The sequence below is a fragment of the Streptomyces alanosinicus genome (assembly GCF_014650595.1).
Lineage (GTDB): Bacteria > Actinomycetota > Actinomycetes > Streptomycetales > Streptomycetaceae > Streptomyces > Streptomyces alanosinicus.
The window spans coordinates 17,690-37,477 of sequence record NZ_BMVG01000014.1; the positions used below are offsets into that span (position 1 = coordinate 17,690).

Consider the following 19,788-nt stretch of genomic DNA (forward strand, 5'->3'; position numbering starts at 1 on the left):
GCGGGCCCGCATCGGTAGGGAGGCTGTGACGGGGCGCACGTCCCGGGCGCCGCTCGCTCCGTCGCCACGGCGGCCGTTCAGGCCGGTACGCGGACCCCTGCGAGGTTCTCCAGCGTGCGGCGGGTGCTCGGGCCCACCACGGCGGCCCAGTCGTCCGGGGTGGCGGCCAGCCAGCGGGACATCCGCGCGGCGAAGCCGGGCACGTGCCGGCCGAGGTGGACCAGGCCGCGGTCGAAGCGGGTGGCGCCCTCGGGGGTGCGTACGAGGAGCAGACCGGTGCGGTGGACGAGCCCGCGGATCTCCGCTTCCCGAGCGTCGCCATACACCTCCCTGCCGTCTCCGTGCCCGGCCACCACGTGCCCGGCCACCGCGCGCTCGGTCCCCGCCCGCTCCGTCCCTGCGCGCCCGGCCACCGCACGCTCGGCCACCGCGCGCAGGACGGCGTCCAGCACGGTCGGGTCCTGTTCCCGGACGAGCAGCAGTTCCAGCAGCTCGCGGCGGAGCGGGCGGCAGGCGGGGGTGCCGGCGCCGGCGAGGACGGTGGCGAGGGCCGCGCGAAGCTGTTCCGGGGCGTCGTCGAGCAGGCCGGTGACCAGGGGCAGCAGAACGGGACGGGCGGTGGGCCCCTGGGTGAGGCGGCGGTCGACCTGGGCGGCGATCTGCCCGGCGAGGTGGCCGGCGCCCTCCGGGCGCAGCCGTACCGCCTCCCGGAGCAGGGCCGCCACACGATGGGCGAGGGCCGGGGTGGCCACGTCGGTGAGGGTGCGCAGCGTGTCGCCGGCGTCCGGCCCGTGCAGCCGGGAGCGGAAGGCCTGCAGGACCGGCTCGGGGTGGGTGATGAGGGCCGGGGCCAGGGCGGTGGGCGGGAGCTGCGGGTCGCCGTCGGCGAAGTGGCGCAGGGCCAGGGCGAGATACCCGTCGCGGGTGTGCGGATCGCGGATCAGCAGGGCGAGGGCGCCGCCGTGCAGGCTGCAGTCCGCGGGGCGGGCGAGCAGGGCGAGGGCGGCATAGCGCAGCAGCTCGCGGTCGGCCTCGGAACGGACGTGGGGAGCCGCGCGCAGCCCGAAACTCATGGCCGCGACCCGGCGGGCGGGGCGCTCGTCGTGCGCCCAGCGGTCCACGGCCCGGCAGACGGCCGACGGCTCGTCCTCGGCGAGGGTGGCGAGCAGTTCGTCGGCACGCCGGTGGGCGCTCGTCACCAGGACCTCGGTGAGGTCGTCCAGCGCGCCGTGCCGATGGGTGTGCAACAGCGCCTGTGCGGCGGTCGCGACGGTGGCGTGCGGGGTCGCGGGCAGCGGCCGTTCGTCGTCGAACCAGCAGGTCAGCCGCGGCTGTACGACGGCGGGCGCGGCGGCGAGCAGCCGGGCGACGGCGTCCAGGTAGCGCCGGCCGGGCCGCGTCGGCGCCTGGTCGGCCAGCACGAGCCGGCGCAGCAGGTCCAGCCGCTCGGTGTCGCAGACCGGCAGCTCGGTCCAGAAGCCGGGACCGAAATCGCCCGGCACGGGCCGCCCGGCGCTGCGCCAGGCGACGACGCGGTCGGCGAGCAGCCGCAGCACCTCGGTGTACGGCGTCGCGTCCGGGACCTGGAGCAGGGTGCGGGCGACCAGCCGGGCGGCCCACCAGGAGCCGGGGTCCCGGTCCACGGCGTCCGTCAACTCCCTTAGCCGGTCCGCCAGTTGATGGGTGCCGCATTGCCGGGCGAGGAGCAGCAGGGCCTGGACGACGGGGCCGATGCGATGGTGCGGCACGGGCACCGGAGCGGTCTGCCCTGCGGGGCGGGGGCGGTGGACCAGGGCGTGCAGGGCCTCGTCGAGGTCGAGGTGGATGCCCTGGATCCAGTCGGCCAGTTCCTCGTCCGCGAAGCGGTAGCCGCGGCCGGCCGGGACGAGGAGGCCCTCGGTGAGGACGGCGGACGCCCAGCCGGTGCCGCCGCCGAGCCCGGCCGGGGCGGGCCCCCAGGGGAACACCGCCTCGAAGGAGGCGCGGTCCAGCTCGCCCTGCCCGGGGCCGAGGCTGCGCCGCGCGGCCTCGTGCACCTGCCCGGCCACCCGCGCGGCCAGCCGGCGTACGGCCGTGCCGCGCAGGCCGTTCTCGGCGGCGAGCCGGACCGCGATCCGCAGACACATCAGGTCCAGGTGCGCGGCGAACACCTCGTGCCGGGTCAGGGGCCCCGCGGCCGGGGCGTCGGGGGCGGCGGCCCGGACCTCGGACAGCAGACGGAGGGCGAGCGGATGCCGGGCGTCACGGTCGATGAGAGCGCCGTCGGGGATGCCGTACCCGGCACGGGCCGCGAGCGCCTCGTCCACCGTCAGGTCGGGGAGGTACAGACAGGGCGGGAGAGGCAGCGGGGCGGAGTACCCCGGCACGGCGGCGGCAACCCCGGACGGCACTGGGCCGGCCGAAGCGGCGGAAGCGGCGGAAGCGGCGGTAGGCGCTGAGGCCGCGGAAGGCTCGGAAGCTGCCGAAGGCACGGAAGCCACGGAAGCCGCCGAGGCCGCCGAACGCCCGGAAGTCACCGAAGCCTCGGAAGCCACCGAAGCCGCAGAAGCCGCCGGGTTGTGCAGCAGGCCGGCGGGGAACTCCGCGCCCGCGCGTTCCCAGTACTCCTCCCCGCACGCCACCACCAGGCGTGCCCCCGTGGCGCGCAGCCAGTCGGCCGTTGCCCCGGTCCACTCGGGCAGCCGGTGGGCAAGGACGGGAGGCATCTCCTCGGGGCCGTCGAGCAGGAGCAGCAGCGGGCGGCCGGCGCGGGCGGCGATGCGGGCCAGGTGATCGGGGCCGAGATCGCCGAGGTCCGCGGGCTCGGCGGAGCGAGCGGCGGCCACGATCCGGGCGGCCCGTTCCAGGGTGCGGCGGGCCGCGTCGGCCACGGAGTCGTCGGCGTCCTCCAGATCGGCCCCGCGCAGCCACAGCGTCGGGGCGGGCAGGCCGCCGCCGGCCCGGCGGGCGGCGAGGGCCGCGAGTTCCGTCGTACGGCCGCTGCCCGAGGCGCCGACGAGCCCGAGCACGGTCCGCTCACCGGCCGTGAAGGCGGCCAACTCCTGTGCGACACCGGCACGTTCGACCGCTGCCACGGCGCCGGTGAGGCAGCCCCGGGGGCCGTCCTGGCCGACCGAGGTGGCGGTCAGCTGCAGGATGCCGGCCAGGTTGAGATCGGTGCCGTAGGCGGGCACGGTGGCCGCGTTGCGGGCGAGCAGTGCGGCGAGGGGGCCCTCGGCGGGCCGCAGCGGCACCGCGAATCCCGAGTCGCGCTGCGCGGAGTGCAGGGCCGTGCCGAGGACACCGAGGACCGCGCCGGTCTCCGCGTCGACCACCGGTCCGCCGGCCGCGCCGCCGCCGAGGCGCAGCGCGTCCCGGCCGGCGGTGCCGATGGCCAGCTCCAGTGCGTCCGGCAGGAGATGGCGGCGATCGGTGGCGGTGTACGTCGCCTCGGTCGCCGACAGCACCCGCGCCTCGCGCCAGCAGCCCGCGGAGATCCGTACATAGGTTCCGGCGTCGATCCGCTCCCGCGTGGTCAGCGGCAGCGGGTCCAGGCCCAGGCCCTCGGTGCGGACCAGGGCCAGGCCGAGGTCGGGCAGCGGGGTGACGTCGGCGGCGGAGACCACGCAGGTGAGGTCGGCCGCGTTCTGCAGCACGAGCCGGGCCAGGCCGTCGACGGTCTCGTGTGCGGTGAGCAGGGTGCCCTGGTGATCGGCGAGGAAGCCGACGCCGCGGGGGCGGCCTGCGAGGTCGCGGATCTGTACGAGGTCCGGGCCGGGGTCGGCGTCGGGGGTGCGGGAGGCCGCGGAGGCGCCGGACAGACCCGCGCTGTCGACGGTGCCGGTGGTGTAGCCGGTGAGACCGGTGAGACCGGTGACACCGTCCGCGCCGGTCGGACGGCCGGTGCCGGTCGCGTAGCCCGTGGTACTACCGCTGCCTGTGTCGCAATCCGTGCCACCGCCGGTGCCTGTGCCGGTGGCGTGATCCGTGGCGTCGGCGGTGCCGCCCGCACGGCCCGAGGGCCAGCCGGCGCCGGTGGCGAAGCCGGTGGGGTGTCCCGTGCCGGTGAAGTGTCCCGTGCCGGGGGCGTGCCCTGTACCGGTGAAATGTCCGGTGCCGGTGGTGTGGCCGGTGTCGGCACAGTCCCCGGTCTCTGTACGATCCCAAGGGTCCCGGGTCTCTGTACGATCCCGAGGATCCCATCGGACGCCGTCCGCCGTCTCCTGCGCACCGTCCGCCACCGCCCCGCGGCCGCTCGCGGCGCGCGGGCCCCGTCCCACCATGGCCGTACCTCCCCGCCCCTACCGCGTCCCTGTCTCGACGGTAGGTGCGCGATGATCGGCGGGACAGATCGCCCGGCGAAAGCGCCCCCTTCCGCTCCCCTGGTTCACTCCGAGCGCCTGCCCGGACGGGTGAATAGGCGGGAGTCCGTGGATAACCCTAGAGGTGGGGGAACCGAGGGGGGACCGTGGAGCGGCGGCAGGGGCCCACCCCGTGGCCGGCCGCCGCTCCACGGACGAGCCGCCCGGGGCTCTGCCGCCCGGCGCGGCAAGGTGGCTGCGCGAGGTGGCTCAGCCGAAGACGGCCAGGCTCTTGGCCTTGCCCTTCTGCTCCTCCACCAGCGCGAGGAAGCGGTCCTCGGGGTCGAAGACGGCGACGGGACCGGCGCCCGCGTACGCCTCGGGCATCTCCAGCCGGACGCCGTTCAGGAGCAGCCGGGCGCGTCGGGCGTCCACCTGCCAGCGCGGGAACGCGGCCTGTGCGGCCTGCGCGATCGGCATCACGGTCAGCTCCTGCTGGAGCTGGTCCAGCGTCCTCGCCGCATCGATCTTGTACGGTCCGACCCGCGTCCGGCGCAGCGCGGTGAGGTGACCGCCGACGCCGAGGTCGGCGCCCAGGTCACGGGCGAGGGCACGGATGTAGGTGCCGGAGGAGCAGACCACCGAGACGATCAGGTCGAGGACCGCCGTGCCGTCGTCGGCGACCGCGTCCCGGACGTCGTAGACGGTGAAGGAGGAGATCTTCACCGGGCGGGCCGGGATCTCGAAGTCCTCGCCGTCGCGGGCCCGCTTGTACGACCGTACGCCGTCGATCTTGATGGCGCTGACCTTGGACGGCACCTGCATGATGTCGCCGGTCAGCTTGGCGATCCCGGCGTCGATGGCGTCCCTGGTCACCTTGGAGGCGTCGGTGGCGGAGGTGATCTCGCCCTCGGCGTCGTCGGTGATCGTGTCCTGGCCCAGGCGGATGGTGCCCAGGTACTCCTTCTCCGTCAGGGCGAGGTGCCCGAGGAGCTTGGTGGCGCGCTCGACACCGAGGACCAGGACGCCGGTCGCCATCGGGTCGAGGGTGCCCGCGTGGCCGACGCGGCGGGTCCTGGCGATCCCGCGCATCTTGGCGACCACGTCGTGCGAAGTGAAGCCCGACGGCTTGTCGACGATGACGAGGCCGTCGGGCGTGGTGTGCTTCTGGGTCATTCCGCGGCGTCGCCGTCCGTCTCGTCCTCCGCCGGCTTGCGGTACGGGTCCGCGCCGGCCGCGTAGGACGCTCCCGCGGAGGCCTCGCGGACCTTCGCGTCGGACTGCCGTGCCCTGTCGAGGAGGTCCTCGATGGTCCGGGCGGTGTCCGGCAGGGCGTCCGCGACGAAGGTGAGGGTCGGCGTGAACTTCACACCGGCCGCGCGGCCGACCTCGGAGCGCAGGATGCCCTTCGCGCTCTCCAGGCCCGCTGCCGCGGCCGCCCGCTCCTCCTCGTCGCCGTAGACCGTGTAGAAGACGGTCGCCTCCCGGAGGTCACCCGTGACCCGGGTGTCCGTGATGGTGACGTGCGAGCCGAGCCGCGGGTCCTTGATCCCGCGCTGCAGCTTCTGGGCCACCACCTCCCGGATGAGGTCCGCCAGCCTTTTCGCCCGCGCGTTGTCGGCCACTGGTCCGTCTCCCGTTCTTTCTTCTTCTTGCGTTCTGTGGTCAGTCGTCGTCGCCGTGGAAGCGCCGTCGCACGGACAGCAGCTCTATCTCGGGGCGGGCGGCGACCAGCCGTTCGCACCGGTCCAGTACGTCGGTGAGGTGTGCCGCGTCTCCGGAGACCGCCGCGAGGCCGATGATCGCTCGCCGGTGGAGGTCGATGTGGTCCACCTCGGCCGCGCTCACGGCGTACTTCCGCTGGAGTTCGGCGACGATCGGGCGGACGACGGAGCGCTTCTCCTTCAGCGAGTGGACGTCGCCGAGGAGGAGGTCGAAGGACAGAGTCCCCACGTACATGTGTGTTGCCGGTTCACCCGCCGGTACGGGATCGGTGGCCCCGGGCCGTGTGGCGCCAGGGACACCAAGAACGGTACCGCGTAGCCGCCGGTGGCTCGACAGGGTTTCGGCACCGTGGGCCGGGCGGGAAAAGGCCTGCTGGCCGACGGAACCCGAAGGCCCCGTCGGCCAGCAGCAAACCGTCGGCCGTTACGCCCGCGGCTTCTCCCGCATCTCGTAGGTCGCGATGACGTCGTCGACCTTGATGTCGTTGAAGTTTCCGAGGTTGATACCACCCTCGTAGCCTTCGCGGATCTCGGTGACGTCGTCCTTGAAGCGACGCAGACCCTCGATGTTGAGGTTCTCGGCGATGACCTTGCCGTCGCGGACGAGGCGCGCCTTGGTGTTGCGCTTGACCTCGCCGGAGCGGATGAGGACACCGGCGATGTTGCCCAGCTTGGACGACTTGAAGACCTCGCGGATCTCCGCCGTACCGAGCTCGACCTCCTCGTACTCCGGCTTGAGCATGCCCTTCAGGGCCGCCTCGATCTCCTCGATCGCCTGGTAGATGACCGAGTAGTACCGGACGTCCACGCCCTCGCGCTCGGCCATCTGCGCCGCGCGGCCGGCCGCGCGGACGTTGAAGCCGATCACGATGGCGTCGGAGCCCATGGCCAGGTCGATGTCCGACTCCGTGACCGCACCGACACCGCGGTGCAGGACGCGGATGTCGACCTCTTCGCCGACGTCCAGCTGGAGCAGGGAGGACTCAAGAGCCTCGACGGAACCAGAGGCGTCACCCTTGATGATCAGGTTCAGCTGCTGGACCTCGCCGGCCTTGAGCACCTTGTCCAGGTCCTCCAGCGAGACACGGCGCGTGCGCTTGGCGAAGGCCGCGTTGCGCTCGCGGGCGGCGCGCTTCTCGGCGATCTGACGGGCCGTACGGTCCTCGTCGACCACCAGGAAGTTGTCGCCGGCACCCGGGACGTTGGTCAGGCCCAGGACCTGGACCGGCGTCGACGGGCCGGCCTCGGCCACGTTGTTGCCGTTGTCGTCGAGCATGGCGCGCACGCGACCGTAGGCGTCGCCCACGACCATCGTGTCGCCGACCCGCAGGGTGCCTCGCTGGACGAGGACCGTCGCCACGGCACCGCGGCCGCGGTCGAGACGGGACTCGATCGAGATGCCCTGCGCGTCCTGGGCCGGGTTGGCCCGCAGGTCGAGCGAGGCGTCCGCGGTGAGGACCACGGCCTCCAGCAGCGAGTCGATGTGCAGACCCTGCTTGGCGGAGATGTCGACGAACATCGTGTCGCCGCCGTACTCCTCGGCCACCAGGCCGTACTCGGTCAGCTGACCGCGCACCTTGGTCGGGTCGGCGCCCTCGACGTCGATCTTGTTGACCGCGACGACGATCGGGACGTCGGCCGCCTTGGCGTGGTTGAGCGCCTCGACCGTCTGCGGCATGACGCCGTCGTTGGCCGCGACGACCAGGATCGCGATGTCCGTCGACCGGGCACCACGGGCACGCATGGCGGTGAACGCCTCGTGACCCGGGGTGTCGATGAAGGTGATCGCGCGGTCCTCGTCGTTGACCTGGGTGGAGACCTGGTAGGCACCGATGTGCTGGGTGATGCCGCCGGCCTCGCCCGCGATGACGTTCGTCTTGCGGATGGCGTCGAGCAGTCGCGTCTTACCGTGGTCGACGTGACCCATGACGGTGACGACCGGCGGACGGACCACCAGGTCCTCGTCACCGCCCTCGTCCTCGCCGAACTCGATGTCGAAGGACTCGAGCAGCTCGCGGTCCTCCTCCTCGGGGCTGACGATCTGAACCGCGTAGTTCATCTCGCCCGCGAGGAGCTGCAGCGTCTCGTCGGAGACGGACTGCGTGGCCGTGACCATCTCGCCGAGGTTCATCATGACCGCGACGAGGGACGCCGGGTTGGCGTTGATCTTCTCCGCGAAGTCGGTGAGCGACGCGCCGCGGGAGAGACGGATGGTCTCGCCGTTGCCGCGCGGCAGCATCACGCCGCCGACGCTCGGGGCCTGCATGGCCTCGTACTCCTGGCGCCTCTGCCGCTTCGACTTGCGGCCGCGACGCGCGGGACCACCGGGACGGCCGAAGGCACCCTGCGTGCCACCGCGGCCACCGGGACCGCCGGGACGCCCGCCGAAGCCGGGACGGCCACCGCCGCCACCACCGCCGGGACCACCGGGACGGCCGGCGAAGCCGCCGCCACCGCCACCGGGACCACCGGGACGGCCGGCGAAGCCGCCGCCACCACCGCCGCCGCCCGGACGGCCGGCGAAGCCGCCGCCACCGGGACGACCGCCACCGCCACCGGGACGACCGCCGCCACTGGGACCGCGGCCGCCGGGGCCACCGCCACCGGGACGCGGGCCGGCAGCGGGACGCTGCGGCATCATGCCGGGGTTCGGACGCGGACCGGCCGGGCCGGGACGCGGACCGCCGCCCTGCGGCCGGGGCATGCCGGCCGGGGACGGCCGGGAACCGCCGGGACCCTGCGGACGCGGACCGCCGCCCTGGGCGCCGGGCGCCTGCGGACGGGGACCGCCGCCGGGGCCGCCGGGACCGGGACGCGGGCCGCCCTGCGGGCGCGGGGCCTGCGGGCGGGCCATGCCGGTGGAGCCACCGGACGTGAAGGGGTTGTTACCCGGACGCGGACCGGCCGGACGGGCACCCGGACGCGAGCCACCCTGACCGGGACGCGCGCCGCCCTGGCCCGGACGGGCCGCCTGGCCCTGGCCGGAACCGCCGGGACGGCCGCCGGGCTTCGGCGCACCGGGACGGGCGCCGGGACGCGGGCCCTGCGGGGCCTGGCCCTGCGCGGCCGGAGCCTGCGGGGCCTGCGCGGCCGGAGCGGCCGGCGGAGCGGTGAACTCCGGGGCGGCCGGAGCCGGACGCGGCGCGGGCTTCGGGCCCGGGACCGGACGCGGACCCGGGGCCGCCGGCGCGGGCGCCGAGGGGGCCGACGAGGCGGCCGGCTGCGGGGCAGCGGGCGCCGTCGGAGGCTTGGGGGCCGCCGGCTTCGGGGCAGCCGGACGGGCCGCCTGCGCCGGAGAGGGCGCGGCGGGCTTGGGGGAAGCCTTGCGCGGGGCGGGCTTGCCGGCGGACTTGCCGTTGCCACCGCCCTGGAAGGCATCGGTCAGCTTGCGTACAACCGGCGCTTCGATGGTCGAAGACGCCGAACGGACGAATTCACCGAGTTCCTGGAGCTTGGCCATGACGACCTTGCTCTCCACACCGAACTCCTTGGCGAGTTCGTAGACCCGGACCTTAGCCACTTCGCTCCTTTGAGGTCCGGGTTGAAGCCGGACCGTCGCTACTTCATGGGCGTACTCATCGCGTGCTCATCGAGTGCTCATCGCAATCTCGACCTACTTCCAACTCGCGGGGTACCTGGCCACGCGGACGGTCCGCGCGCCACTTCCTTACGGCGTTGCCTGCTCAGCAACTGTTGTCTGCTCGACGTATCGGCGCAACGCCTTTGTGTCGAGCACTCCCGGCGCGCGCAGTGCCCGCGGGAACGCCCGGCGGCGTACCGCCTGGTCGAGACAGACCAGGACGGGATGCACATAGGCACCCCGGCCGGGCAGCGTACCGCGAGGATCGGGGGCGCAGGCGTCCTCGATCATCACGATCCGCAGGAGATCGTTCTTGGCCGCCCGCTCCCGGCACCCCACACAGGTGCGTTCAGGGCATGCTCGGGTGTGCGTCCGGCCAGACACGGTTAAGTCTACCTCCCCGCAGCGACCTCACCCCTTCGGGGGAAAGATCGAACGGTTGTTGTCGTAAACCAAGCGACCTGCGGCTTGGATCTATTCCCGGCCGATCACTCGGCCGGCTGCTCGGTGTCCGGGCGGATGTCGATGCGCCAGCCGGTGAGGCGGGCGGCGAGGCGGGCGTTCTGGCCCTCCTTGCCGATCGCGAGCGACAGCTGGTAGTCCGGCACGGTCACCCGGGCGGAGCGGGCGGCGAGGTCGACGACCTCCACCTTGCTCACCCGAGCGGGTGACAGGGCGTTCGCCACCATCTCGGCCGGGTCGTCCGACCAGTCGACGATGTCGATCTTCTCGCCGTTCAGCTCGCCCATCACATTGCGCACCCGGCCGCCCATGGGGCCGATGCAGGCGCCCTTGGCGTTCAGACCCGAACGGGTGGACCGTACGGCGATCTTGGTGCGGTGGCCGGCCTCGCGGGCGATCGCGGCGATCTCCACCGAGCCGTCGGCGATCTCCGGCACCTCCAGGGCGAAGAGCTTCTTCACCAGACTGGGGTGCGTACGGGAGAGGGTGACGGACGGCCCGCGGACGCCCTTGGCCACCCGGACGACGTACGACCGCAGACGCATGCCGTGCGGGTAGGTCTCGCCGGGCACCTGCTCCTGCACCGGCAGGATGGCCTCCAGCTTGCCGATGTCGACGAGCACGTTCTTCGGGTCGCGGCCCTGCTGGACCACGCCGGTGACGATGTCGCCCTCGCGTCCCGCGTACTCGCCGAGCGTCGCGTCGTCCTCGGCGTCGCGCAGCCGCTGCAGGATCACCTGCTTGGCGGTGGTGGCGGCGATCCGGCCGAAGCCGGACGGGGTGTCGTCGAACTCGCGGGCCTCCTGGCCCTCCTCGAGGTCCTCGGGGTCCTCCTTCGCCCACACGGTCACATGCCCGGTCTCCCGGTTGAGCTCCACGCGCGCGTGTCGGCGGCTTCCCTCGGTGCGGTGGTAGGCGATGAGGAGGGCCGACTCGATCGCCTCGACCAGCAGGTCGAAGGAGATCTCCTTCTCCCGGACCAAGCCCCGCAGGGCGCTCATGTCGATGTCCACGGCTACGCCTCCTCCTCTTCCTTCATGTCCTTCGTGTCCGCCTTGTCCTTGCGGTTGAACTCGACCTGCACGCGCGCCTTGCCGATCTCCGGGAAACCGAGCCGGCGGGTGGTCGCCTTGCGTCCCTTGACGCCGGGGACCTCCACGTCCAGACCCTCGTCGTCCACGGTCAGGATCCGGGCGACCAGCTCGCCGCCCTCGGCCAGCTGGAACTTCACGAGCCGGTCGGTGGCACGCACGAAGTGCCGGTGCTCGGTGAGGGGGCGCTCGGCGCCGGGGGTACCGACCTCCAGGTCGTACGCGGCGTCACCCATCGCGTCGGTCTCGTCGAGCTTCGCCGAGAGCGCGCGGCTCACATCGGCGATGGCGTCCAGATCCGCTCCGTCGTCGGAGTCGACGACCACGCGCAGCACCCGCTTGCGTCCGACGGAGTCCACGGCGATCTCTTCGAGATCCAGCCCCTGGGAGGTGACGAGCGGTTCCAGCAGCTCTCGCAGCCTCTCGCTCTGGGTGGTGCTCATCCGGGTGACTCCTCGGCCGCGTGTGCTGTTGTGGGTTGGGTCGCGTGTCTGGTCAAAGGGTATCCGGTCGCGGGGGGTGTTGCGTCCGAGTGCCTGCGGCGGGGCGGGTGCACTGAGCCGCTGACATGAACCGGGGGAATGCGCGGGTACCGTGATCACTGCGGGCCGCCCTCCCGCCCGTGTGTTCGTACGAGCCCCCCGAGGACGTCAGCCGTGCCGTACCCTCCGCCGCCGCGCACCCCCTCGGGTCCGCGCAGAAGATCCCTGCTCGCCTCGGCCGCCGGCGCCGCCCTGCTGGTGGGCTGCTCGGCCGGTCCGGACGCCGACGGCGGCGGTTCCTCGGCGACGGCGCGGGCACGCGCGGGTGCGGCGCGGGACAGCCGGGCGCTGCTGCTGCGGTACGACGCCGTGCTCGGCGCGCATCCGGGGCTCGGGCAGCGGCTGCGCCCGCTGCGTGCCCAGGTCGCGGCCCATGTCCGGTCGTTCACGGAGGGTGCGACGCCCACGCCCACGCAGTCCTCGGCCGCCCCGTCCGCCGCTCCGGCCGTGCCGGCCGCCGAGAAGGACGCGCTCGCCGCCCTGGCCGCGGCCGAGCGGGCCCTCGCCGACCAGCGGGCGCGGGACCTGTTGAAGGTGCCGGGCGAACTGGCGCGGCTGCTGGCGTCGGTGGCGGCGGCCGGGGCCGCGCACGCGTACCTGCTGACGGAGGGGGCGAAATGAGCGGCGAGGCGAAGTCGGCCGAACTGACCGCGCTGCAGGCGGCGTTGGCGGCGGAGCACGCGGCGGTGTACGGCTACGGCGTGGTCGGCGGCCGGATCGGAGCGGCGCGCCAGGCCGACGCGCGGACGGCCTACGACGCCCATCGGGCCAGCCGGGACGCGCTGACCCGCGAGGTCCGCGATCTGGGCGGGCAGCCGGTCGCCGCGGACGCCGCGTACGCACTGCCGTTCCCGGTCACGGACCAGGCGGCGGCGGTGCGGCTCGCCGCCCGGCTGGAGGAGCGGCTGGCCGGCGTGTACGCCGATCTGGTGCGGGCGGCGACGGGTGCGCGGCGCGGCGCGGCGGCCGCGGCGCTGCGGGAGGCAGCGGTGCGCTCGGTGCGCTGGAGCGGGCAGAGCGTAGCCTTCCCTGGGCTCGCGGAGCGGGCCGGCGAGGGGACCGGCGCGGCCGGCACCACGCCGTCGGCCGCCGCCTCGGCGTCACCGTGATCCGGTGACCCGCACGCGCCGGTACGAAACGACCCGGACTGCCCCGGTCCGGCCCCGGACTGGAAGGAGAGAACTCGCGCATGGCTTTCGAACCGCCGCCGCGCCTGGTACGGGCGCTCGGTGAGACGACACCGGCCGGGGACGACTGGCTGGCGCGGCTGCCCGCGATCGCCGAACAGGCCGTTGCCAGGCGCGAGTTGACGGTGGAGCGGGTCCAGGTGCCGGGTGGCCGCAGCAGCCTGGTGGTCCTGGTGCGGCGGGCGGACGGCACCGCGGCCGTGCTGAAGCTGGCCCCGCCCCGGGCGCGTCCGGAGAGCGAGCGGGCGGCGCTCGCGCACTGGGCCGGACTGGGCGCCGTACAGCTGCTGGAAGCGGATGCGCGGGACGGGGTGCTGCTTCTGGAGCGGCTGCACCCGGATGTGTCGGTGCGTTCGCTGCCGGAGGCGAAGGCGCTGCTGGAGGCGGCGGGGACGCTGCGCCGGCTGTGGGTCGAACCGCCGGCGGACCATGTCTTCGAGACGGTCGCCGAGCGCACCGGGCGGCAGGCGGCGGCGATGCGGGCGGGCGCGGACGCCCGGCCCGAGGTGGCGCCGCTGGTCGACGCGGCGCTCGCGGCCCGCGAGGAACTGCTGGCCGCGCCGCCCCAGCACCAGGTGCTGCACGGTACGTTCCGGCAGAGCAAGGTGCTGGCCGGGGAGCGGATGCCATGGCTCGCCGTGGGTCCGGACCCGGTGGTCGGCGAGTGCGCCTTCGATCTGGCGCGGTTGGTGCGCGACCGGGTGGAGGACCTGATCGCGGCGCCCTCCGGGGCGGCGATCGTACGGCGGCGCGTCAAGCGGCTCGCGGAGTCCCTGGACGTCGATCAGGAGCGGCTGCGGGGGTGGACGCTGTTCCGGGCGGTGGAGTCCGGGGTACGGGCACTCAGGGTGGGCCGGCCGAAGGACGGGGAACTGCTGGTGGAGTTCGCCGGCTGGCTGTGAAGGGCAAGGCGGAAGAGCAACAGGAGAAGCCGCCCGACAGGAGAAGCCCCCCGAGACCTCCGCCGGTCTCAGGGGGCTTCTCCATGGGCTTCTCCGCGGGCCTTTTGCCGGGGACCGTCCTGACCTGACTACGCCGTGAGGCGGGCGATCGCGTCCTCCACCGACAGCTCCTCGCGCTCGCCGGTCTTGCGGTCCTTCAGCTCCAGGACGCCCTCGCCGGAGCGGCGGCCCGCGACCAGGATCTGCGGGACGCCGATCAGTTCGGCGTCGGTGAACTTCACGCCCGGGGAGACACCCGCGCGGTCGTCGACCAGGACGCGGACACCCGCGGCGGCCAGCTTCTCGGCGACGTCGAGGGCCAGCTCGGTCTGCAGGGCCTTGCCGGCGGCGACCACGTGCACGTCGGCCGGGGCGACCTCCTTGGGCCACACCAGGCCCTTGTCGTCGGCGGTCTGCTCGGCGAGCGCGGCGACGGCGCGGGAGACACCGATGCCGTAGGAGCCCATGGTGACGCGGACCGGCTTGCCGTTCTGGCCGAGGACGTCGAGCTTGAGGGCGTCGGCGTACTTGCGGCCCAGCTGGAAGATGTGGCCGATCTCGATGGCGCGGTCCAGCTTCAGGCCGGTGCCGCAGTTCGGGCAGGGGTCGCCCTCCTGCACGACCACGACGTCGACGTACTCGTCGACCTCGAAGTCACGGCCGGCGACGACGTGCTTCGCGTGCATGCCCTCCTTGTTGGCGCCGGTGATCCAGGCGGTGCCGGGGGCGACACGCGGGTCGGCGAGGTAGGTCACCTTCTCGCCCAGGCCCTGCGGGCCGACGTAGCCGCGGACCAGGTCGGGGCGGCCGGCGAAGTCGGCCTCGGTGACCATCTCGACGGCCGCGGGGGCGAAGTGCGCCTCGACCTTGTCCAGGTCGACCTCGCGGTCCCCGGGCACGCCGACGGCGACGATCTCGCCGTCCACCTTGACCAGCAGGTTCTTCAGCGTGGCGGAGGCCGGGACGCCGAGGGAGGCGGCGAGCGTCTCGATGGTCGGCGTGTCGGGGGTCGGGATCTCCTCGAGCGCGGGGGCGTCCGAGCCGTCGACCGGCTTCAGCTCGTAGGTGATCGCCTCGGTGTTGGCGGCGAAGTCGCAGTTCGGGCAGTCCGCGAAGGTGTCCTCGCCGGCCTCGGCCGGGGCGAGGAACTCCTCCGACTTGGAGCCGCCCATGGCGCCGGCGGTGGCGGCGCAGATGCGGTAGTCGAGGCCGAGGCGCTCGAAGATGCGCTGGTAGGCCTGGCGGTGCAGGGCGTAGGACTGCGCGAGGCCCTCGTCCTCGGTGTCGAAGGAGTACGAGTCCTTCATCTGGAACTCGCGGCCGCGCAGGATGCCGGCGCGGGGGCGGGCCTCGTCACGGAACTTGGTCTGGATCTGGTAGAGGATCACCGGCAGGTCCTTGTAGGACGAGCACTGGTCCTTGACCAGGAGGGTGAAGATCTCCTCGTGGGTGGGGCCGAGGAGGTAGTCGCCGCCCTTGCGGTCCTGGAGCCGGAACAGCTCCTGGCCGTACTCCTCCCAGCGGCCGGTCGCCTCGTACGGCTCCTTGGGCAGCAGCGCGGGGAGCAGGACCTCCTGGGCGCCGATGGCGTCCATCTCCTCGCGGACGATCCGCTCCACGTTGGAGAAGACCTTCCGGCCGAGGGGCAGCCAGCTCCAGATGCCGGCGGCGGTGCGGCGGACATAGCCGGCGCGGACGAGGAGCTTGTGGCTGAGGACCTCGGCGTCCGCCGGGTCGTCGCGCAGCGTCTTCGCCATCAACTGGGACATGCGCTGGACCGGTGCGTTGGCCATGGTTCTCGTACTCCTGCCGGGTTTGGGTGATGGCAAGGAGGTTAGCCGGGCTGGCTGTGCAGGCGGAAATCGGTTATGTGCCCGGTGTTCACTTGCGGCGCAGCGGCAGCGGGGCGCCCATCACCGCGTACGGGCGCGGCGCGCTCGGGAAGTGGACCCGGCGGGCGAGGTCGACGTACCCGAGGGAGAAGTACAGGCCGCGGGCCGGGCTGTCGATGTCGATCGCGGAGAGGATCGAGCGGGGTTCGGCGGCGGAGTCCGTGATGGTGGTGATCAGCCGGCGGCCGATGCCGCGGTTCTGGTGGCCGGGGTGGACATGCAGCTCCGTGATCACGAAGGAGTCGTCCAGCCAGCCGTCGTTTCCGCTCGCCCGCAGGTACGGCTCCACGACCGTGGACCACCAGTGGGTACGGGAGTTGGGCATGCCGTACACGAACCCGACGAGCTGTCCCTGGGCGGTCGCGCCGAGGGCCCTCGCGCCCTGGTACTGCATATGGCGCTGGACGATCTGGCGGCGTACGGCCACTTCGTCCGGGCCGAGTCCGAAGGCGACGGCTTGAACGGCCAAGGCCTCGTCGACGCGCGCGGAGAGGTCCAGGGTGCCGATCACGAGGTCCATGCGGGGAGCGTACAGGTGGCCGTGCACGGCGGGGCGGGCGCGCGGTAAGGGGCCGCGGGGGTCCGTCGACGGTCCTGGGGCACTAGGTCCTGCGCCCGGACGGCTTCGGTCCCCTGGCCGATGTTGCCGTGCCGGCGCTCGCCTAGCGTCGTGTGTCATGGATGCTGACAGCACGCTCGACGAGGCCTATGAACGACTGCACCGGACCGGGCCGGAGTTCGAAGGATGGCTGAGCAATCACGGCCCCATGGCCGTGGAGGCGCTGGTCCGGCACGGGCAGGCACGCCATGTCCATCGCTGGCTGGACCGCTACATGGACCGGCTGGACGAGCTGCCGCGCGGTCTGTCGCCGGTCACCTCCGACGACTGGCGCACGGCGCTCGGCGATCCGCGCCGGCTCGGTGACTGGCTCGCGTTCTTCGACCGGGAGGTCGCAGAGCGGCCCTGGCGGGAGGTGCTGGCGGCGTGGTGGCCGCGGCTGCTGCCCGGTGTCGCGGCGGGCGCCACCCACGGGGTGATCCGCACCGGGCACGCCGTGCACGCCCTGCTGGAGCACGAGGACGCGGCCCGGCGGGCCGAGCTGGGCCAGGCCCTCGGCTACTGGGCGGCGCGCTGGCAGCCGGTCCCGCTCACCGTGCCGTCCGGGACCGCCGAGCCCGCGGCCGCGCTGGCCGGCGTGCCCCGGGTCCCCGACCAGAGCAACGGCATCGGCCATCGGCTCGGCCAGCTCTCCGGCCTGGCCGGCTGGCCCCCGGCACTGGCCGCCCTGCGCCCGGCCGGCGACCCCGGGCAGGCCCGCGAACTGCTGGCGGACCTCACCGAGGCGGCGGCCCTTCACTATCTCCCGAGCGCGCACGGCTCACCGGTGATGCTGGTGCACGCGGCGACCGCGCCCATGGCCGTACTGCGCACGCTGCCCGCGTTGCCCCGCGCCCAGTGGGTCACCAGCCTGCACGCGGCCTGGGCGGCGAGCGCGGCCGTGACGGCGGCCTACGCGCCCGCCGAGCCCACGCCGGCCGGCGGCCTGCCCGAGGCGCCCGGATCGGCCGAGGAGGTCTTCGAGCTGGCCGCCCGGCACGGGGACGAGCACGTCATCAAGCTCGCGGACACCTGCCTGGACGTCCATGCGCGCACGGGCCGCCCCGAGGCCCTCGCGGCAGTGGTCCGCGCGGCCGGCCTGATCGAGGCGGAGACCTGGCGGTGAGCCAGGGCCAACGCCGCAGATGGGCGTGCCGGCACCCGCGTCCGCGACAGGATCCGCCGGACAGGCCCTGGACCGGACAGGCCCTAGAACAGCACGCTCATGAACGCGCCGGTCTCCTGGAATCCCACGCGCCGGTACGTCCGCCGGGCCGCGGTGTTGAAGTCGTTCACATAGAGGCTGACCACCGGGGCCACGTCGGCGAGCGCGTAGTTCAGGACCGCGGCCATGCCGGGGGCCGCCAGGCCCTTCCCCCGGTACTCGGGCGCCACCCAGACGCCCTGGATCTGGCAGGCCTGGCGGGTCGCCGCGCCGATCTCCGCCTTGAAGACGACCTTGCCGTGCTCGTCGAGGCGGGCGAAGGAGCGGCCGGAGCCGACGAGTTCGGCGACCCGGGCCTGGTACAGCAGACCGCCGTCGCCGACCAGCGGGGAGACGCCGACCTCCTCGGTGAACATCGCCACGCACGCCGGCATGATCGTCTCCATCTCGTCCTTGCGGACGCGGCGGACGTACGGGTCCGGGGCGATGTCGGCGGGCATGCGGTCGGTGACCATCAGGGGCTGATGCGCACGGACCTCGCGGGCGGGACCCCAGTGGGACTCCAGCAGCCGCCACAGCGCGGCGGTGGGTTCGGCGGGGCCGACGATGGAGGAGCAGCGGCGGCCGGCTCTGCGGGCGCGGTCGGCGAAGGCGCGGACGGCGCGTGGGGTGGCGCAGACCGGGACCAGGTTGGCGCCCGCGTAGCACAGCGAGGTGAGCATGCCCTCCTCGTACCAGCCCCACATCTCGCCGCCGAGGCGCCACGGGTCGAGGCCGGCGACCTGCACCCTGGAGGTCACGAAGGCGTTCGCGACCGGCTCGCGGCCGAGGACGGCGAGCGCGGCGTCAAGGTCGCTCGGTTCGAGCACCCGTGAGGTGGTCTGGGTCAACACGTGCGGGGCCTCACCCTGGGGGTTCTGCTGGTCTCGGCACTATAGCCGCGCTGCCTCGGCCACGCGCCTTCCAGCTCGGGGGGCTGGGGTCACCGGGCGACTGCGGGCTGTGTGTGACTGGTCGCGCCCACGCGGCGGCAGCCGCATATCGAACCCAGCCCCGCGCCCCTTCCGGGCGCGGGCCGCACCAGGGTGTGTATGCGTCTCAGTCGGCCACCGACACCGACGGCTCGCCGGAGGGGATGCCGTCCTTCTCCATCTGTTCGGCCAGCTTCATGGCCTCTTCGATGAGGGTCTCGACGATCTTGGACTCGGGGACGGTCTTGATGACCTCGCCCTTCACGAAGATCTGGCCCTTGCCGTTGCCGGAGGCGACGCCGAGGTCGGCCTCGCGGGCCTCGCCGGGGCCGTTGACGACGCAGCCCATGACGGCGACGCGGAGCGGGACCTCCATGCCGGTCAGACCGGCGGTGACCTCTTCGGCGAGCTTGTAGACGTCGACCTGGGCGCGGCCGCAGGACGGGCAGGAGACGATCTCCAGGCCGCGCTGCTTGAGGTTCAGGGACTCCAGGATCTGGAGACCGACCTTGACCTCCTCGGCGGGGGGCGCCGACAGGGAGACGCGGATGGTGTCGCCGATGCCCTGGGAGAGCAGCGCGCCGAAGGCGACCGCCGACTTGATCGTGCCCTGGAACGCGGGGCCGGCCTCCGTCACACCGAGGTGGAGGGGGTAGTCGCACTGGGCGGCGAGCTGCTTGTACGCCTCGATCATGATGACCGGGTCGTTGTGCTTCACCGAGATCTTGATGTCGTGGAAGTCGTGCTCCTCGAAGAGGGACGCCTCCCACAGGGCCGACTCGACCAGCGCCTCGGGGGTCGCCTTGCCGTACTTCTGCAGCAGGCGCTTGTCGAGGGAGCCGGCGTTGACACCGATGCGGATCGGCGTGCCGTGGTCCCGGGCGGCCTGGGCGATCTCCTTGACCTTGTCGTCGAACTGCTTGATGTTGCCCGGGTTGACGCGGACCGCAGCGCAGCCGGCCTCGATGGCGGCGAAGACGTACTTGGGCTGGAAGTGGATGTCGGCGATGACCGGGATCTGGGACTTGCGCGCGATGGTGGCGAGGGCGTCGGCGTCGTCCTGGGTGGGGCAGGCCACGCGGACGATCTGGCAGCCGGACGCGGTCAGCTCGGCGATCTGCTGGAGGGTGGCCCCGATGTCGGACGTACGGGTCGTGGTCATCGACTGGACCGAGACCGGCGCGTCTCCGCCGACCGCCACGCTTCCGACCTGGATCTGCCGGCTCTTGCGGCGCTCGGCGAGCTTGGTCGGAACGGACGGCATGCCGAGAGAAATCGCAGTCATCTGCTGTGCAACCCCAAGTCGTGGATCAGGTCCGGTCCCGCGGGCGGGCGGGCTCCAGACTTCGAGATTA

The 19,788-nt window shown here is 73.4% G+C and carries 16 protein-coding genes; 4 read left to right on the forward strand and 12 right to left on the reverse strand.

Translation table 11 applies throughout. From position 1 onward, the window contains the following. Nucleotides 1–77: 77 nt before the first annotated feature. From IE277_RS25845 to rimP, 8 genes are all read right to left on the reverse strand, one after another. Entirely contained in the window at nt 78–4,262 is a 4,185-nt protein-coding gene (locus tag IE277_RS25845; protein WP_229881963.1) for a serine protease, read from the reverse strand. A 288-nt stretch (nt 4,263–4,550) separates the two neighbouring features. Beyond that, complete coding sequence (gene truB / locus IE277_RS25850) at nt 4,551–5,456, reverse strand: tRNA pseudouridine(55) synthase TruB (RefSeq protein ID WP_189956097.1); 906 nt, start codon at nt 5,454–5,456, stop codon at nt 4,551–4,553. Continuing rightward, nucleotides 5,453–5,905 (reverse strand): 30S ribosome-binding factor RbfA, encoded by a 453-nt coding sequence (rbfA, locus tag IE277_RS25855; RefSeq protein WP_189956098.1) that lies wholly within the window; start codon nt 5,903–5,905, stop codon nt 5,453–5,455. Before rbfA ends, truB begins: the two co-directional genes overlap by 4 nt. A gap of 40 nt (nt 5,906–5,945) precedes the next feature. Beyond that, a complete protein-coding gene (locus tag IE277_RS25860) occupies nt 5,946–6,239 on the reverse strand; it encodes a DUF503 domain-containing protein (RefSeq protein ID WP_189956099.1) in 294 nt (97 codons plus the stop codon). A gap of 189 nt (nt 6,240–6,428) precedes the next feature. Further along, the gene (gene infB / locus IE277_RS25865) at nt 6,429–9,524 is read right to left on the reverse strand and encodes a translation initiation factor IF-2 (protein ID WP_189956100.1); all 3,096 of its coding nucleotides are present in this window, start codon (nt 9,522–9,524) and stop codon (nt 6,429–6,431) included. A gap of 147 nt (nt 9,525–9,671) precedes the next feature. Further along, nucleotides 9,672–9,968, reverse strand: coding sequence for a YlxR family protein (locus IE277_RS25870; protein WP_189956101.1), 297 nt, complete (start codon nt 9,966–9,968; stop codon nt 9,672–9,674). A 104-nt stretch (nt 9,969–10,072) separates the two neighbouring features. Next, nucleotides 10,073–11,059, reverse strand: a complete 987-nt coding sequence (gene nusA / locus IE277_RS25875; RefSeq protein ID WP_189956102.1) for a transcription termination factor NusA — start codon at nt 11,057–11,059, stop codon at nt 10,073–10,075. Nucleotides 11,060–11,061: 2 nt separating this feature from the next. Next, complete coding sequence (gene rimP, locus IE277_RS25880; protein ID WP_189956103.1) at nt 11,062–11,580, reverse strand: ribosome maturation factor RimP; 519 nt, start codon at nt 11,578–11,580, stop codon at nt 11,062–11,064. A gap of 213 nt (nt 11,581–11,793) precedes the next feature. On the opposite strand from rimP, the gene IE277_RS25885 reads away from it, so the two are divergent. The 3 genes from IE277_RS25885 to IE277_RS25895 all read left to right on the forward strand — a co-directional run bounded on the left by IE277_RS25885 (nt 11,794) and on the right by IE277_RS25895 (nt 13,768). Next, the gene (locus IE277_RS25885) at nt 11,794–12,300 is read left to right on the forward strand and encodes a hypothetical protein (RefSeq protein WP_189956104.1); all 507 of its coding nucleotides are present in this window, start codon (nt 11,794–11,796) and stop codon (nt 12,298–12,300) included. Beyond that, nucleotides 12,297–12,788, forward strand: coding sequence for a ferritin-like domain-containing protein (locus IE277_RS25890; RefSeq protein WP_189956105.1), 492 nt, complete (start codon nt 12,297–12,299; stop codon nt 12,786–12,788). The genes IE277_RS25885 and IE277_RS25890 overlap by 4 nt, the downstream gene beginning before the upstream one ends. Nucleotides 12,789–12,868: 80 nt before the next feature. Beyond that, nucleotides 12,869–13,768 carry an aminoglycoside phosphotransferase family protein gene (locus IE277_RS25895; RefSeq protein ID WP_189956106.1) on the forward strand — a complete coding sequence of 300 codons (900 nt, stop codon included), beginning with the start codon at nt 12,869–12,871 and terminating at the stop codon, nt 13,766–13,768. 128 nt (nt 13,769–13,896) lie between these two features. On the opposite strand, the gene IE277_RS25900 is transcribed toward IE277_RS25895, so the two are convergent. After that, nucleotides 13,897–15,600 (reverse strand): proline--tRNA ligase, encoded by a 1,704-nt coding sequence (locus IE277_RS25900; RefSeq protein WP_189956107.1) that lies wholly within the window; start codon nt 15,598–15,600, stop codon nt 13,897–13,899. A gap of 88 nt (nt 15,601–15,688) precedes the next feature. After that, the gene (locus IE277_RS25905; RefSeq protein WP_189956108.1) at nt 15,689–16,219 is read right to left on the reverse strand and encodes a GNAT family N-acetyltransferase; all 531 of its coding nucleotides are present in this window, start codon (nt 16,217–16,219) and stop codon (nt 15,689–15,691) included. Nucleotides 16,220–16,376: 157 nt separating this feature from the next. Here IE277_RS25905 and IE277_RS25910 point away from each other — a divergent pair, with 157 nt between their 5' ends. Continuing rightward, complete coding sequence (locus IE277_RS25910) at nt 16,377–17,423, forward strand: questin oxidase family protein (protein ID WP_189956109.1); 1,047 nt, start codon at nt 16,377–16,379, stop codon at nt 17,421–17,423. An 83-nt stretch (nt 17,424–17,506) separates the two neighbouring features. Here the strand turns inward: IE277_RS25910 and IE277_RS25915 are convergent, their stop codons facing one another. Further along, nucleotides 17,507–18,355, reverse strand: a complete 849-nt coding sequence (locus IE277_RS25915; protein ID WP_189956110.1) for a GNAT family N-acetyltransferase — start codon at nt 18,353–18,355, stop codon at nt 17,507–17,509. Nucleotides 18,356–18,560: 205 nt separating this feature from the next. Then, nucleotides 18,561–19,718, reverse strand: coding sequence for a flavodoxin-dependent (E)-4-hydroxy-3-methylbut-2-enyl-diphosphate synthase (gene ispG / locus IE277_RS25920; RefSeq protein WP_189956111.1), 1,158 nt, complete (start codon nt 19,716–19,718; stop codon nt 18,561–18,563). Nucleotides 19,719–19,788 lie beyond the last annotated feature (70 nt).